We start from the raw sequence: 13,775 nt of genomic DNA, 5'->3' as shown, positions 1-13,775 counted from the left end.
CGCCCGGGGGTCGAGCCCCGACACCAGTTCACTGGTGGGCATGTCTTGCCATCCTTGTCGCACTGTTTTTTTGCAGCGAATGCTGGCGGAACTACAGACTCTTAATCTCGTGGTCGCGGGTTCGAATCCCGTCGGTCGGAAGACCGTAGCTCAGTGGTCAGAGCACGCCGTTTCGTCGATTCTTGTCGCTGCTTTTTTTGTTTTTGGGGTGAATGCAGGCGGGTTTACAGGTAAGAGCGTCATGGTCTCGGCCATGAAGGTCCCGGGTCCGAGTCCCGGTCTGCCCAGGTAGATAGCTCAGTTCAGAACCCGCCGCTCCTGGTCACCTCTTTTTTGTTTTCGGGCACGCAGGCACAGAAGGGAGCGCCACTGCCAAAAATGTTGATGTTGCCGGCAGTCCGGGTAGCACCGGATGCGGCGGGCAAGTCGGTCGACGAGCAAGGTTGAGGATGCAGGTGCTGGCTCCGATGACGGGTCTGTCACTGGCGCGCGTTTCCAATCGTCGACTGGGCCGCTGGATTCAAACACCGCGGTCGCCGTATTGATGCGGGTTCGAATCCCGCCGTGTCCACCAGCCGTTCGTGAAGAATGGACAGACAGGTACAGAGAGAAGGAAAGAGAAATATGGAACAGATCAAGAACTACAACCTGCACGAAGTCGCCGACGGCGTTCCCGTGAAGATGTGGACCCGCGGCGTGCCCGTGGAAGACGAGGCGCAGAAGCAGCTCGAGAACGCGGCGCGCCTGCCCATCGTCTTCAAGCACATCGCGGCCATGCCCGACGTGCACTACGGCATCGGTGCGACGGTGGGGTCGGTGATACCGACCTTCAAGGCCATCATCCCGGCCGCAGTGGGCGTGGACATCGGTTGCGGAATGATGGCGTGCAAGACCACGCTGCATGCCAACGACCTGCCCGACAACCTGGGGCCGCTGCGCTCTGCGATCGAGAAGGCCGTGCCGCACGGATCCAACCCCAAGCGCATGGGCCGCGACAAGGGCTCGTGGGAGACCCCTCCCAACGAGACCGACGTGGCCTGGGCCGGGCTGGTGGACGAGTTCGACGCGATCTGCGAAGACTACCCGCGCCTGAAGAACACCAACAACCACAAGCACCTGGGAACGCTGGGTACGGGCAACCACTTCATCGAGGTGTGCCTGGACGAGGCGGGATCGGTGTGGTTCATGCTGCACTCGGGTTCGCGCGGCGTGGGCAACGCCATCGGCACGCACTTCATCGAACTCGCGAAGAAGGACGCCGAGCAGCACCAGCGCAACCTGCCCGACCAGGACCTGGCGTACTTCGAGGAGGGCGCCAAGTACTTCGGCGACTACGTGCGCGCGGTGGGCTGGGCCCAGAAGTTCGCGCGAGCGAACCGCGAAGTGATGATGCAGCGCGTGGTCGCGGCCGCGCGCAAGGTCATCACCAAGCCCTTCGAGGCGCACGTGGAAGCGGTGAACTGCCATCACAACTACGTGAGCCGCGAGACGCACTTCGGCGAAGACGTGCTCGTGACCCGCAAGGGTGCGGTGAGCGCCAAGGCCGGCGAACTGGGCATCATCCCCGGAAGCATGGGCGCCAAGAGCTACATCGTGCGTGGAAAGGGAAACCCCGAGAGCTTCATGAGCTGCAGCCACGGCGCCGGTCGAAAGATGAGCCGTACCAAGGCCAAGAAGCTCTACACGGTGGCCGATCAGATCGCCGCGACGGAAGGCGTGGAATGCCGAAAGGACGCCGACGTGATCGACGAGATCCCGATGGCCTACAAGGACATCGACGCGGTGATGGATGCGCAGAAGGACCTGGTGGAGGTGGTCTACACGCTCAAGCAGGTCGTATGCGTGAAGGGATGAAGGCGAGGCCGGTGCACGGCCTTGTGGCGGGGATGCCGTAGAAGCGAAGGGCTCGGGCCCTCCTTCGCGGCAACTCGCGCATTGGAAAGGTCCGAGAGATGAAGAAGAGCAACAAGCAACGGCGCGCTGAGATCAAGACGCGTCGCCTCGAGCGCGCCGCCGCATCGGCCGCACGTCTGCGAGAGAAAGATGTCCGTCTGCCGCAGACCGACTACGCGTTCGCCCTCGGCTGCGAGCCGGCGGATCGGTCTGTTCTCGAGCGATACAACAACACCTATGGCGTGCTGCCGGCCTTCTACGAGGACCGCCCCTTCACCTGCCGCGATTGCGGCGCCGAGGAAGTGTGGACGGCCACGCAGCAGAAGTGGTGGTACGAGGTCGTGCACGGGCATATCGATAGCCGCGCCGCGCGATGCCTCGCGTGCCGGCGCGCACTGCGCGAGCGACTGCGCAACGCGCCGCCGGGCGCGAACCTGCTGCGCGAGCAGACGGATCGCCTTCGTGCGCTGGGCGATGCAAAACCGACCGCGAGCGCCGTCGCCGAGGTCGAGGCCGCGCTTGAAAGCAAGTGGTGGAGCCTGCGCGTCGTGGCGATCCAGACCATGGCGCGATGGGGCGGCGAAGCGAACCTCGCAAAGCTGCATGAGCTGATGGCGGCCCGCCCAGAAGGCGGTCGCCGATACTTTGCCTGGGAGCGCGTTGCCGCCGATGCGGCGAGGCGCGCGCTGATGAACACGGAGCGATGGCCTTGACGACGATGATGAAACTGACTTTCCTGGGGACCTCTTCCGGCACCCCCACGCGCCATCGCAACGTCTCCGGACTTGCCGTGCAGACTGTGCTCGGCGCCGACTGGTTCCTGGTCGACTGCGGCGAGGGTACGCAGCATCGCGTGCTGCAGACGCCGCTCTCTCTGAACGACCTGGCCTCCGTGTGCATCACGCATGTGCACGGCGACCATTGCTATGGGCTGCCGGGGCTGCTCGCGAGTGCAGGCATGGGCAAGCGGACGAAGCCGCTGAAGCTGATCGCGCCGCTGCCGGTGTGGCAGTGGTTCGAGGCCACGCGCATGCTGACGGACCTGCATCTGCCCTACGAAGTCGAGCATGTGGATGTCGAGGCGCAGCAACTGGTGTACGAGGCGCCCGGCGTGCGTATCGAGCGCCACGCGCTGCTGCATCGCGTGCCCAGCCATGCGTACCGCGTGCAGGCCGAGACGCGGCGCGTGCGGCTGAAGGCGGATGCGCTGCGTGCAGTCGGCCTTCCGCCCGGCCCTGCGTGGCGTGCATTGCAGAGCGGTGAGGACGTGCCCTTCAACGGCGAGGCGCTGCTCAGCGCTGATTTCGTCGACACGCAGGTCGACGCTGCCAGCGTGCTTGTCGGCGGCGACAACGCCGAACCGTCGTTGCTGCGAGATGCCTGCCAGGGAGTGCAGTTGCTGGTGCATGAAGCCACCTTCACTCAGGACGCGCTCGACAAGGTCGGGCCCGGCCCGATGCACAGCTCGGCACGCCTGCTGGCCGAGTTCGCGCAGTCGGTCGAGGTACCGAACCTGATCCTCACGCACTTCAGCGCGCGCCACCAGAACGAGGAGGGCATGGCGGCGCTGATGGCCGAGACGCAGGCGCACTACCGCGGCCATGCGTTCCTGGCCAGCGACCTGGATGTCTACGAGCTCGACAGTGCCGGCGAGGTGGCCGTCACGCGAGCCCGATGAGAAGAGAGAAACAAGAAAGAAAAAGAAGGAAGAACCGAAGATGAGTACCGAAGAAGAATTCCTGCGCTCCGCCCATCCGATCGAACCCACCATGCGCGCGCAGATCATGGAGGCGCTGAGCGACATCGAGGCGAAGCACGACGTGACCGTGCTCTTCGCCTGCGAATCCGGCAGTCGCGGCTGGGGCTTCGCCTCGCCCGACAGCGACTACGACGTGCGCTTCATCTACGTGAACCGCCTGCCGTGGTACCTCACGGTGATGCCGCGCCGGGACGTGATCGAGGTGCCGATCAGCGGCGACCTCGACATCAACGGCTGGGACCTGCGCAAGGCCCTGGGCCTGATGCGCGAGTCGAACCCGACGCTGCTCGAATGGCTGCGCTCTCCCGTCGTGTACCGCGACGACGCGACGGCGATGCCACGCTTTCGCGAACTGTCGGAGGCGGTGTTCTCGAACGCACGCGCCTGGCATCACTACGCCTCGATGGCGAAGAAGAACTTCCGCGAGCACCTGCAGGCCGACGAGGTTCGCTACAAGAAGTACCTCTACGTGCTGCGTCCGCTGCTGGCTGCGCGCTGGATCCGCACGCAGCCCGGCGTGCCTCCGATGCGCTTCGCCGACCTCGCTCAGCGCACGCTCGACCCGGTCCGCGATGCCGCGCTGATCGCCGAGATCAACGCACTGCTCGAAGTGAAGATGCGCGCCGGCGAGGCCGCAACCAGCCTGCGCTGGAGCGGCATCCATGCGTTCATCGAAGCCGAGCTGGCGGCCAACGCGGTGGAGTCGGTGGCGCCACTGCCGCGTGCCGAGGAGGCAGGACTCGATGACTTCCTGCACGAGACTGTGCTGCGTTTCGAGCAGCAGAGGAAGCAGGAGGAGGCACCGCATGGTTGAACTCGACGGTTCCCAGGGCGAGGGCGGCGGCCAGATCCTGCGCACCAGCCTCGCGCTGTCGATGGTCACGGGCCAGCCGATGGCCATCGACAAGATCCGCGCCGGTCGCGCCAAGCCGGGCCTGATGCGACAGCACCTCGCCTGCGTGAACGCGGCCGCTGCCATCAGCGGCGCGCAAGTCGATGGCGCCGAGCTCGGCTCGCAGTCGCTGCGTTTCGCGCCCGGCCCGGTGCGCGCTGGCGAGTACCGCTTCGCGATTTCTGGCGCGGGCAGCTGCATGCTTGTGCTGCAGACGGTGCTTCCGCCTCTGCTGCTCGCCGGTTCGCAGAGCCGCGTGCACCTGAGCGGTGGCACGCACAACCCGATGGCGCCGCCGTTCCATTTCCTGGAGCGTGCGTTTGCCCCGCTGGTGCGCCGACTGGGTGCGGACCTGCAACTGACGCTGCGCCGCTGCGGCTTCTATCCGGCCGGCGGTGGGGAGGTCGAGGCGGTCATCGTGCCCGCAGCCGATGCGCTTCGGCCCTTCGACCTGATGGCGCGTGGTGCGCACCAGTCGAACTACGCCGAATGCCTGGCGCCCGGCATCCCGCGCCACGTGCCGACGCGCGAACTCGAAACGCTCGGCGGCGCGATGGGCTGGTCGGGCGAGCAGCTGCACTTCGGCTCAGCGCGCCAGAACGAAGGTCCGGGCAATGCGCTGCTTGCCACGCTGGCCTACGAGCACGTGACCGAGGTTTTCACCGCCTTCGGCGAGAAGTCGCTGAGCGCCGAGCAGGTCGCGCACGGGCTGGTGAAGGAGCTGCGCTCGTTCCAGAAGAGCGAGGCGGCCGTGGGCCCGCACCTGGCGGACCAGCTGGCGCTGCTGCTGGCGCTCGCGGCGTGGCAGGGCAAGAAGGAATGCGCCTTCACCTGCAGCGAGGTGACCGAGCACACGCGCACCAACTGCGCGGTGATCGAGCGCTTCCTGCCGGTACGCTTCGCGATCGCCGAGAGCCGCCAGGCCTGCACGGTGCAGGTCGCGCCGGCCTGAGGCGGGCGCAAGGCCGGTGTCTGCGGCTGGCGGAAAACTCCTTTTCGTTTTCCGCCATTGAACTGCGGGCGAGCCGGCGTATCGTGGTGGCCCGGCACGGTCCGGGGGGTGGACGGATTCGTCCAGGCAGACATCTATCGGAGACACCGGAGACAGGGCACCAGGCCATGACCACACCCTCGTTCATCTACACCAGCGCACCCCAGCGGGTGGTTTTCGGCGCAGGTTCGCTGCAGCACCTGGCCCGCGAGATCGATGCGCTCGGCGCGCGCCGGGCGTTGGTGCTCTCGACGCCCGAGCAGCGCCCGCAGGCCGAGCGCGTGGCCGACATGCTCGGCGCCCATGCGGCGGGGGTGTTCGACCGCGCCGTGATGCACGTGCCCATCGAGACCGCACGCGAGGCGAGGGAGGTGGCCGGCAAGCTCGGCGCCGACTGCGCCGTCGCCATCGGAGGCGGCTCCACCACCGGGCTGGGCAAGGCCATCGCGCTCGATTCGGGCCTGCCGATCCTCGCCATCCCGACCACCTACGCGGGCTCCGAGATGACGCCGATCTACGGCATCACCGAAGCCGGCATGAAGAAGACGGGCAAGGACTTCCGGGTGCTGCCGCGCACCGTGATCTACGACCCCGAGCTCTCGCTCGGACTGCCCGTGGGCATGAGCGTGACCAGCGGCATCAACGCCATCGCGCACGCGGCCGAAGGACTCTATGCGGTCGACTCGAACCCGATCATGGACCTGATGGCGCAGGAGGGCATCGCCGCGCTGGGCCGCGCGCTGCCGGCCATCCGCGCCACGCCCAAGGACCCGGCCGCCCGCAGCGACGCGCTCTACGGCGCATGGCTGTGCGGCACGGTGCTGGGCAATGTCGGCATGGCGCTTCACCACAAGCTGTGCCACACGCTGGGCGGCAGCTTCAACCTGCCGCATGCCGAGACGCACACCATCGTGCTGCCGCATGCGCTGGCCTACAACGACGCGGCGGCGCCCGAAGCCATGGCGAAGATCGTGAAGGCGCTGGCTGGAAGCGGCAGCGCCGCGCAGGCCGTGTACGACCTGGCCCGCGACAACGGCGCGCCGGTCGCGCTGCGCGACATCGGCATGAAGGAGGCCGATCTCGACCTGGCCTGCGAGCACGCGCTCAAGAACCAGTACCCCAACCCGCGCCCGCTGGAGCGCGCGGCGATCCGCGCGCTTCTGCAGAACGCCTGGGAAGGCGTGCGGCCCTGAGCCCGCGCGTCAGGGGCGTGCCGTGCTCGGCAGGCTGGCCTGCCGCGTGAACGAGACGCTGGGCTTCCTGTAGGCCGCGGGCACTTCGTCGCGGTAGAAGGCGCGGCGGTCCAGGCTCTGCAGCGGGTTGTTGGCGGCGGCCACGGCCTGCTCGCGCACGGTGGCGCGGTCGAGCGTGGAGCTGAAGGCCACGGCACCTTCGGCGGCGGCGTCCGAATAGCGGTTGCCTTCGCGCGTCGCGGCCACGGCTTCGGCCTTCACGTCGCTGCGGCTGGCGGAAGAGGTGAGGGGCTGCACGCCTTCATAGGCTTCGGCGTGGGCGCCGGCCGCGCCCAGCATGGCGAAGGCTGCGGCGAGGGCGGATGCGGCGATGCGTTGCTTGTTGTTCATTGCGAGATTCCTTTCGAGTGGTTCGGGCCGATCAGAGCGGCAGTGCGTCGCCACGGGCGGCAGCGCGGGCTGCGGCACGCACGGCGGCGCGGTCGACGGTGCTGGCCACCATCGGGGCCACGCCCGACGAAGCGGCTTCGGCGTAGGGGTTGTCGGCACGCGCTGCGGCGACGGCTTCGGCGCGCACGGCGGCGCGGCTGGTCGACGAGGCGATCACCGGGGCGGGGCCGGCGCTGGCGCCGTCGGCATAGGGGTTGTCGGTGCGCGCGGCGGCCACGGCTTGGACATGCACGTCGGCGCGGCTGGCGGCGGAGGTGATCGGATGCACGCCTTCATAGGTTTCGGCGTGGACCGCGCCCGCTGCGCCGAGCATGGCGAATGCGATGGCGGAGAGAGCGGCGATGCGTTGCTTGGTGTTCATGATGCGAGTCCCTTTGCTGACTGTGTGGGCGGCGGACATTCGTCGTTGCCACGGGATGCAGTGTGAAACCGCATCGTGGTTCGCGATGTGCGTTTGCGCACCGCTTTCGCCAACTGACAGCTAGAGGGAGGCCGTTGTCGCCGCAGTCGCGGTCGCCGTCACCTGCGGCGCGTACAGCACCGCCAGGGGCTCCGAGCGGCCCCGCACCTTCAGCACTTCGGCCTCGCCCATGGCGTGCGCCATGCCGGCCTGCTCGGCCGCGAAGAGCGACACCACGAGGCGCGAGGCGGCGGTCTTCGAATGGTCCTGCAGCCGGCTCGCGGTGTTGACCACCTCGCCGATGGCGGTGAAGGTGGTGGTCTCCAGGTAGCCCACTTCGCCCACCGCCGCACGGCCCGCGTGCAGGCCCATGCCGAACTCCAGCCGCTGGCCGAACTGCGCCTCGAAGCCTTCGCTCCACGCGTCCATGCGCTGGCCGATCAGCTCGGTCGCGCGCATCGCCTGCCTGCAGGCGGTGGGCAGGTCGCAGTCGAGGCCGAAGATCGCCATCACGCTGTCGCCGATGAACTGGTTGGGCACGCCGCCGCTTTCGCGCACGGCCGCGCCCACGGTGGCGAAGTAGCGGTCGAGCACGTAGGCCAGGTCGAAGGGCCACTGCCGCTCCGACAGGCCCGACCACCGCCGCAGGTCGACGAAGAGGATCGCCACGTCGCGCTCGCGCCCGAAGCTGCCCACCGGCGCGGGCCGGCCCTCGTTGGGCAGCGGCGCGAACAGCGGCGTGACCTCGATGTCGCCGCGCGGGCGCAGCTGGCAGGCCAGCCGCACGTCGGCCGGCGCGCGCACCCTGTCGAGCGTGCGCCGCTCGTCGCGGCCCGGCTCGCCGATGTGCTCGGCAGGGCCGGCCACGCGCACGCGGCAGGTGGAGCAGCGCGCCCGTCCGCCGCAGATCGAGACGTGGTCGATGCCGTGGGAGCGGCTCGCCTCCAGCACGCTCCACCCGCGCGGAACCTGCACCGTGCGGCCGGGGTAGCGCAGCGCCACCTGCGGCTGGCGCGACCAGCGCGAGAAGCTGTTGCGGCCCCAGCGCGCCGCCAGCAGCGCCGCCAGCGCCAGGCCGTAGCCCCACTTGATTGCGTTCTCGGCGGTACCCAGGGCCTTGGACTGCTCGGCCGTGGGCAGGGCGGCCGGCGGCACGCCGGTCCACTGGAACTCGCGCCCCATCGAAACGAAGCCCATCGCGGCGGACAGCGGCAGCACCACGGCCACCGCCAGCAGCAGGTGCGAGAAGCGCCGCCATGCCGGCTTGGCCCGCAGCGCGAAGTGCAGGCCCAGGCAGCCGTGGGTCCAGGCCGCGAGCAGCATCAGCAGCTGCGCGGCGGCGCCCTGCCAGTCCCACAGCCCCCAGACCACGCGCACGTACGAGCCCTCGATGCCGTAGGCCTGGTAGGCGCCGCGCATGGCCGTGAGGTGTGTGGCCAGCAGCAGCGGCAGCGCGAAACCCAGCGCCACGCGCAGGCCCTCGAGCGGGGGCATGCGCAGGGTGCGCCGCTCCCACAGGGCGACCACGGCCAGCGCGAGGTGCGTGGCGGCCGCGCCATAGAGCAGCGCGGTGCCCGCGATGGTGTGCCAGAAGGCCTGTACGCCGCGCAGCATGGTCTCGGCGGCGGCGAACGAATAGACGCCCAGCGAATGGTTCAGCAGGTGCAGCGTGACGTAGGCCATCAGCACCAGCCCGCTCGCCCAGCGCAGATTGCGCCGCGTGGGCGGTCTCAGCGAAAACGCGGCGGCGGGGGAGGCGTCGGAGGGGGCTTCTGGGGAACGTCTGGCCATGAACGGGTTCGAAGCGGCACCCGAGCATAATCCGCGCGCCCATCCCCGTTGACCACCGACCCCCCCGGCATGGCCAGACCCGAACCTACCCCCCGTTCCAGCCTTGCGCTTCGCCAGATCGCGCTGCTCGAAGGCCTTTCAGACCAGCGGCTGGACCTGCTGGCCCAGCAATGCCTGTGGCACAGCGTGGAGGCCGGCAAGCCCCTGCTGCTGCGCGCCGAGCAGCAGGGCGAGGTGTTCCTGCTGGTCTCGGGCCGGGTGAGGGTGACGACCTACTCGGCCAACGGCCGGCAGGTGACCTTCCGCGATTCCGAAGCCGGCGAGCACTTCGGAGACATTTCCGCCATCGACGGCGGCCCGCGCTCCGCCGACGTGGTCACGCTGGAGCCCAGCGTGGTCGCCAGCCTCGACCGGGCCTCCTTCATGGCCCTTCTGCGCGACGAGCCCCTGGTGGCCGGCCGGGTGATGCTGCGGCTGGCGACGCTGGTGCGGCAGCTGTCGGAGCGGGTGATCGACCTGAGCACCCTGGGCGTGCAGAACCGGCTGCATGCCGAGTTGCTGCGCCTGGCCCGCGCTGCCGGCGTCGAGGGCAACCAGGCCCGGCTCGACCCGGCGCCCAAGCACGCGGCGCTGGCCAGCCAGATCAGCACCAACCGCGAGCAGGTGACCCGCGAGCTCAACGCGCTGGCGCGCAGCGGCGTCCTGAGCAAGGACGACAAGGCCCTTCTGGTCGCCGACGTGGCCCGCCTGGAGCAGATGGTCTCCCAGGTACGCGGCGATTGAGGCTTTCCCTGAGGCTTCGCGCGCTTCGGGTCGCTGCGCCAGACCCCCTTCCGGGAGCAACACTGCGGCCCGGCAAAGCCGGTTGCGCGGTGTTCCACGAATGATTCGCCGGCTCGCTCAGTTCCAGCGGCCCTTGGTGCCGCCCAGCGAGAAGCGGCCGGCGCCCAGCAGCACCACGGTCAGCGCGCCGAACAGGTACAGGCCCTGCAGTTCCAGCGCCCAGCCGCCCTGCTTGGTCAGCGCGAAGAAGTCGGCCATGTGCACCAGGCCGAAGGCCACCAGCATGTTGATGACCACCACGCCGGCGGCGGCGCGGGTGTAGAGGCCCGCGATCATCAGCAGCGGCGCGACGATCTCGCCGACGTAGACCAGGTAGGCGATGCCGCCCGGCAGGCCGGCCTTGGCCAGCATGCCGGCGATGAAGCCCACGCCGGCCGAGAGCTTGAAGATGCCGTGCAGCAGCACCAGGAAGCCGACCGTCACGCGGATCAGCAGCTTGCCGGAATCGTCCAGCGACGAGGGGGAGAGGGCGGACAGCGGCGACGCGATCGGCGCACGCGGGGTGTTGGCGGCGGTGGCCTGGGTGTTCATGGCAGATCCTTGCAGGGTGGAAACAGACGGTGGGCCCGCCGCGGGATGCGGCGGTTGCGGTTCCAGTGTGCGGGGCTGCGAAAGGCGGGGATGTGCGTTTACGCACATGTTTCAAGCATTGGCTGCGGCGCGTTCCCTTTCGTGGAACGCGGCGCAACCGGTTTGCGGGGCCGAAGGTGTCGCCGCGGCCGAGGGCGGCAAAGCGGCACGAATTGCGCGCAGCCTGGGGGCGAGCCTAGAACCTCCCGGTCCACTTGCGCTCGTATTCCATCTTCTGGAAGTGCGCCGCCATGAAGTCGATGAAGCTGCGCACCTTGGCCGACAGGTGTTTGCGGCTCGGGTAGGCCAGGTTGATGGTCAGGTGCGGCAGGTCCCAGTCGTCCAGCGTGGGCACCAGCCGGCCGGCCACGATGTCGTCGTAGACGATGTAGGTGGGCTGCACCAGGATGCCCATGCCGTCGAGCGCCGCGGCGCGCAGCACCTGCCCGTCGTTCGATTCGAGCAGGCCGGTGACCGACACCGTGTGCGTCTCGTTCCCGCGGCGAAAGCGCAGCTCGTTCGGGTTGTTGGCGTGGGTGTAGATCAGCAGCTTGTGCTGCTTCAGCTCTTCCAGCGTCTTCGGGAAGCCGTGCTGCGCGAAGTAGCGCGGCGAGGCGGCCAGGATGCGCCGCGTCTCGCCGAGCCGGCGGATGGTCACGTTCGAATCGGGCTCGAACTCGCGGGTGCGGATCGCCACGTCGATGTTGTTGTCGATCAGGTCGAAGTAGCGGTTGGCCGCCTCCACGTGCACCGTCACGCCGGGGTAGCGGTTGGTGTACTCGCGCAGCAGCGGCGCGATGTGGTGGATCGAGAACGACAGCGAGGCCGTCACGCGCAGCGTGCCCGTGGGATTGAGCGCGGTGGCGTTCACCGCCGATTCGGCGTCCGACAGGTCGGCCAGGATGGTGCGGGCGCGGCCGCAGAACTCGCGGCCGGTGTCGGTGAGGTAGAGCCGGCGCGTGTTGCGCTCGACCAGCCGCGCGCCCAGCCGTTCCTCGAGCGCGCTCAGGTGGCGGCTCGCGGCCGCGTTCGAGAGGCCCAGCGCCTCGGCGGCGCGGCTCAGGCTGCCGGCATCGGCGATCTGCACGAGCAGGGCGATTTCGGTCCAGCGGTCCATGGGCGTTCTTTGTCTCCGGGCTTGCCTGCCGTGCGCGGTTCTCGCCGGACCGATCGCGGGGCTGAACCGGGCCCCGGACGCCTGCGGGCGGGCAGGCTGGGGATTCTATGTGGCGCGCCCTGGGCGGGGCGCGCGCGGGTGCCAGGCGAAAGCCGGTTCCAGTCAGGTCCCGTTAGGCCGGAAGCTTTACAAAGGGAGGCAATGAATTCCTGGCCCTTCCTTCCCGGCGCCCGTCCGGCGCCCGCTCCCGCTCGGCATCTTTCACTGAACGGCGCCGTCGTCATCGCGCTGCTGGCGCTGGTCGTGCTCTGGACGCTGCCCATGGCCGGCTTCTACGAGACCCCGCCCTGGGACAACGTCGAGGAGCTCTTCTGGGGCGGCAGCATGCAATGGGGCTACTACAAGCACCCGCCGCTGCCGAGCTGGCTGATGGGCCTGCCGGTCCTGCTGGCTGGCCGCCAGCCCTGGCTGACCTATGCAGCGGGCGTGGGCTGCGGCGTGGGCGCGCTCTACATCATGTGGCGCTGGTCGCTGGGCATGATGCCGCCGATGCGGGCGGCGCTGGCGGTGCTGCTCGGCTCGCTCGTGACCTACCACGTGCAGCGCGCCACCATCTTCAACCACAACACGGTGCAGCTGCTGCCCATGGCGGGCTACTGGTGGATGCTCTGGCGGGTGCTGCGCACGCCGTCGGCGGGCGGCCGCTTCGACTGGCTCTGGCTCGGCGTGTTCGCGGCGCTGTCGATGCTCACCAAGTACAGCGCCCTGGTGCAGTTCGCGGTGGGTGCGGGCTTCATCGCCTGGGAGGGCTCGTGGCGCGATGCGCGCGTGCGCCGCGACCTGCTGCGCGCTGCCGGGGTGGCGCTGCTGCTGATGGCGCCGCACCTCGCGTGGCTGCTGCAGCACGGCGACCAGACCATCGGCTACGCGCGGCACTCGATGCATCCCTCGGGGCCGCTGCTCAAGCACGTGCATCCGCGGCCGCTTCGCATCCTGCTGGTGCAGGTCGCCCGGCTGTCGCCGATGCTCCTTTTCGTGGCCTGGGCCTGGTTCATGCGCGAAAGAGGGGCCGTGCAGGATCAGAAGACGGCACGCGGCGGCTTCGACCGGCGCTTCCTCGCCTGGGCGACCTTCGGGCCGGTGTGCCTGGTGCTGACGATGTCGGTGCTCTTCAACATGCGCCTCGTGGCTTCGTGGCTCAGCACCTTCTTCCTGCCGGTCGCCGTGTGGGCGGCGATGGTGGTGCCGGGCCTGGAGGCCGAGCGCTGGACGCGCCGCCGATGGATCGGCACGCTCGTCGCGGCCGCCGTCCTGCACGTTGCCGGATCGTTCGGCCAGGCCTGGGTCGACGGCGTCTGGAGCGCGCGCCACGGCTACATCACGCGCGCCAACCTGCCTTCCGGCCGGATCGCCGAGGCCGTCGAGGCCGTATGGCGCGAGCGCGCGGGCGACCGCCCGCTGCGGCTCATGGTGGGCGACACCTGGTTCGCCGGCGCGGTGGTGCTGCACATGGACCCGGACGTGCAGCTGCTGATCGACGGCGACCCGCGCACCTCGCCATGGCTGCCGCCCGATGCACTGGCGCGCGAGGGCGGCATGGTGCTGATCCTCGACACGCCCGAATTCCGCTCCGAAGGCGCCCTGCTGGAGCCGCTGCTGGCCACCGCCAGCTGCACCGGCAGCCTGCGCATGCCCTGGGCGGGCGAGGACGACGCGCGCAGCGTGCGGGTGCGCTGGGGCATCCTGCCGGGCAGCGACGTGCGGGAAGAGCTGCGGAGCTGCCTGCCGCCGGCTTCGCCCTGACCCGGGCCCGGCGCCCGGCGACCTTTCCGCTGCACGGAAAAATCATTTGCACCGTGGCGCTTCAAGCGCCGTG

13 protein-coding genes and 1 tRNA gene are annotated in these 13,775 nt (G+C 69.2%); 9 read left to right on the top strand and 5 right to left on the bottom strand.

Annotated elements, in window-relative coordinates; genetic code table 11:
- The first annotated feature begins 145 nt into the window (after window positions 1-145).
- From G369_RS38680 to G369_RS0121750, 7 genes are all read left to right on the top strand, one after another.
- A tRNA-OTHER gene (locus tag G369_RS38680) sits at window positions 146-287 on the top strand.
- A 337-nt stretch (window positions 288-624) separates the two neighbouring features.
- On the top strand, window positions 625-1,854 hold the full coding sequence (locus G369_RS0121775) for an RtcB family protein (protein WP_019656157.1): 1,230 nt from the start codon (window positions 625-627) through the stop codon (window positions 1,852-1,854).
- A gap of 98 nt (window positions 1,855-1,952) precedes the next feature.
- On the top strand, window positions 1,953-2,606 hold the full coding sequence (locus tag G369_RS0121770) for a zinc-ribbon domain-containing protein (RefSeq protein WP_019656156.1): 654 nt from the start codon (window positions 1,953-1,955) through the stop codon (window positions 2,604-2,606).
- 8 nt (window positions 2,607-2,614) lie between these two features.
- A complete protein-coding gene (locus tag G369_RS0121765) occupies window positions 2,615-3,571 on the top strand; it encodes a ribonuclease Z (RefSeq protein ID WP_244164369.1) in 957 nt (318 codons plus the stop codon).
- Between the two features lie 40 nt (window positions 3,572-3,611).
- The gene (locus G369_RS36140; RefSeq protein ID WP_019656154.1) at window positions 3,612-4,466 is read left to right on the top strand and encodes a nucleotidyltransferase domain-containing protein; all 855 of its coding nucleotides are present in this window, start codon (window positions 3,612-3,614) and stop codon (window positions 4,464-4,466) included.
- Window positions 4,459-5,496, top strand: coding sequence for an RNA 3'-terminal phosphate cyclase (rtcA, locus tag G369_RS0121755; RefSeq protein ID WP_019656153.1), 1,038 nt, complete (start codon window positions 4,459-4,461; stop codon window positions 5,494-5,496). The genes G369_RS36140 and rtcA overlap by 8 nt, the downstream gene beginning before the upstream one ends.
- Window positions 5,497-5,663: 167 nt before the next feature.
- Complete coding sequence (locus G369_RS0121750; protein WP_019656152.1) at window positions 5,664-6,728, top strand: maleylacetate reductase; 1,065 nt, start codon at window positions 5,664-5,666, stop codon at window positions 6,726-6,728.
- A 9-nt stretch (window positions 6,729-6,737) separates the two neighbouring features.
- Here the strand turns inward: G369_RS0121750 and G369_RS0121745 are convergent, their stop codons facing one another.
- The 3 genes from G369_RS0121745 to G369_RS0121735 form a co-directional block, all read right to left on the bottom strand.
- Window positions 6,738-7,118, bottom strand: a complete 381-nt coding sequence (locus tag G369_RS0121745) for a hypothetical protein (protein ID WP_019656151.1) — start codon at window positions 7,116-7,118, stop codon at window positions 6,738-6,740.
- Between the two features lie 31 nt (window positions 7,119-7,149).
- Entirely contained in the window at window positions 7,150-7,539 is a 390-nt protein-coding gene (locus tag G369_RS0121740; protein WP_019656150.1) for a hypothetical protein, read from the bottom strand.
- A 120-nt stretch (window positions 7,540-7,659) separates the two neighbouring features.
- Window positions 7,660-9,369: an adenylate/guanylate cyclase domain-containing protein gene (locus tag G369_RS0121735; protein ID WP_019656149.1), complete on the bottom strand. Its 1,710-nt coding sequence runs from the start codon at window positions 9,367-9,369 to the stop codon at window positions 7,660-7,662.
- Window positions 9,370-9,438: 69 nt separating this feature from the next.
- Here G369_RS0121735 and G369_RS0121730 point away from each other — a divergent pair, with 69 nt between their 5' ends.
- Window positions 9,439-10,152 (top strand): Crp/Fnr family transcriptional regulator, encoded by a 714-nt coding sequence (locus G369_RS0121730; RefSeq protein ID WP_019656148.1) that lies wholly within the window; start codon window positions 9,439-9,441, stop codon window positions 10,150-10,152.
- A 117-nt stretch (window positions 10,153-10,269) separates the two neighbouring features.
- Here the strand turns inward: G369_RS0121730 and G369_RS0121725 are convergent, their stop codons facing one another.
- Complete coding sequence (locus tag G369_RS0121725; RefSeq protein WP_019656147.1) at window positions 10,270-10,743, bottom strand: DoxX family protein; 474 nt, start codon at window positions 10,741-10,743, stop codon at window positions 10,270-10,272.
- 235 nt (window positions 10,744-10,978) lie between these two features.
- Window positions 10,979-11,899, bottom strand: coding sequence for a LysR family transcriptional regulator (locus G369_RS0121720; RefSeq protein ID WP_019656146.1), 921 nt, complete (start codon window positions 11,897-11,899; stop codon window positions 10,979-10,981).
- Window positions 11,900-12,100: 201 nt separating this feature from the next.
- Here G369_RS0121720 and G369_RS0121715 point away from each other — a divergent pair, with 201 nt between their 5' ends.
- Window positions 12,101-13,702 (top strand): glycosyltransferase family 39 protein, encoded by a 1,602-nt coding sequence (locus G369_RS0121715; protein WP_019656145.1) that lies wholly within the window; start codon window positions 12,101-12,103, stop codon window positions 13,700-13,702.
- The last annotated feature ends 73 nt before the right edge of the window (window positions 13,703-13,775 follow it).

This window comes from Variovorax atrisoli 110B, from assembly GCF_000382045.1.
Taxonomy (GTDB): domain Bacteria; phylum Pseudomonadota; class Gammaproteobacteria; order Burkholderiales; family Burkholderiaceae_C; genus Variovorax; species Variovorax atrisoli.
This window is presented reverse-complemented; position numbering and strand designations above follow the sequence as displayed.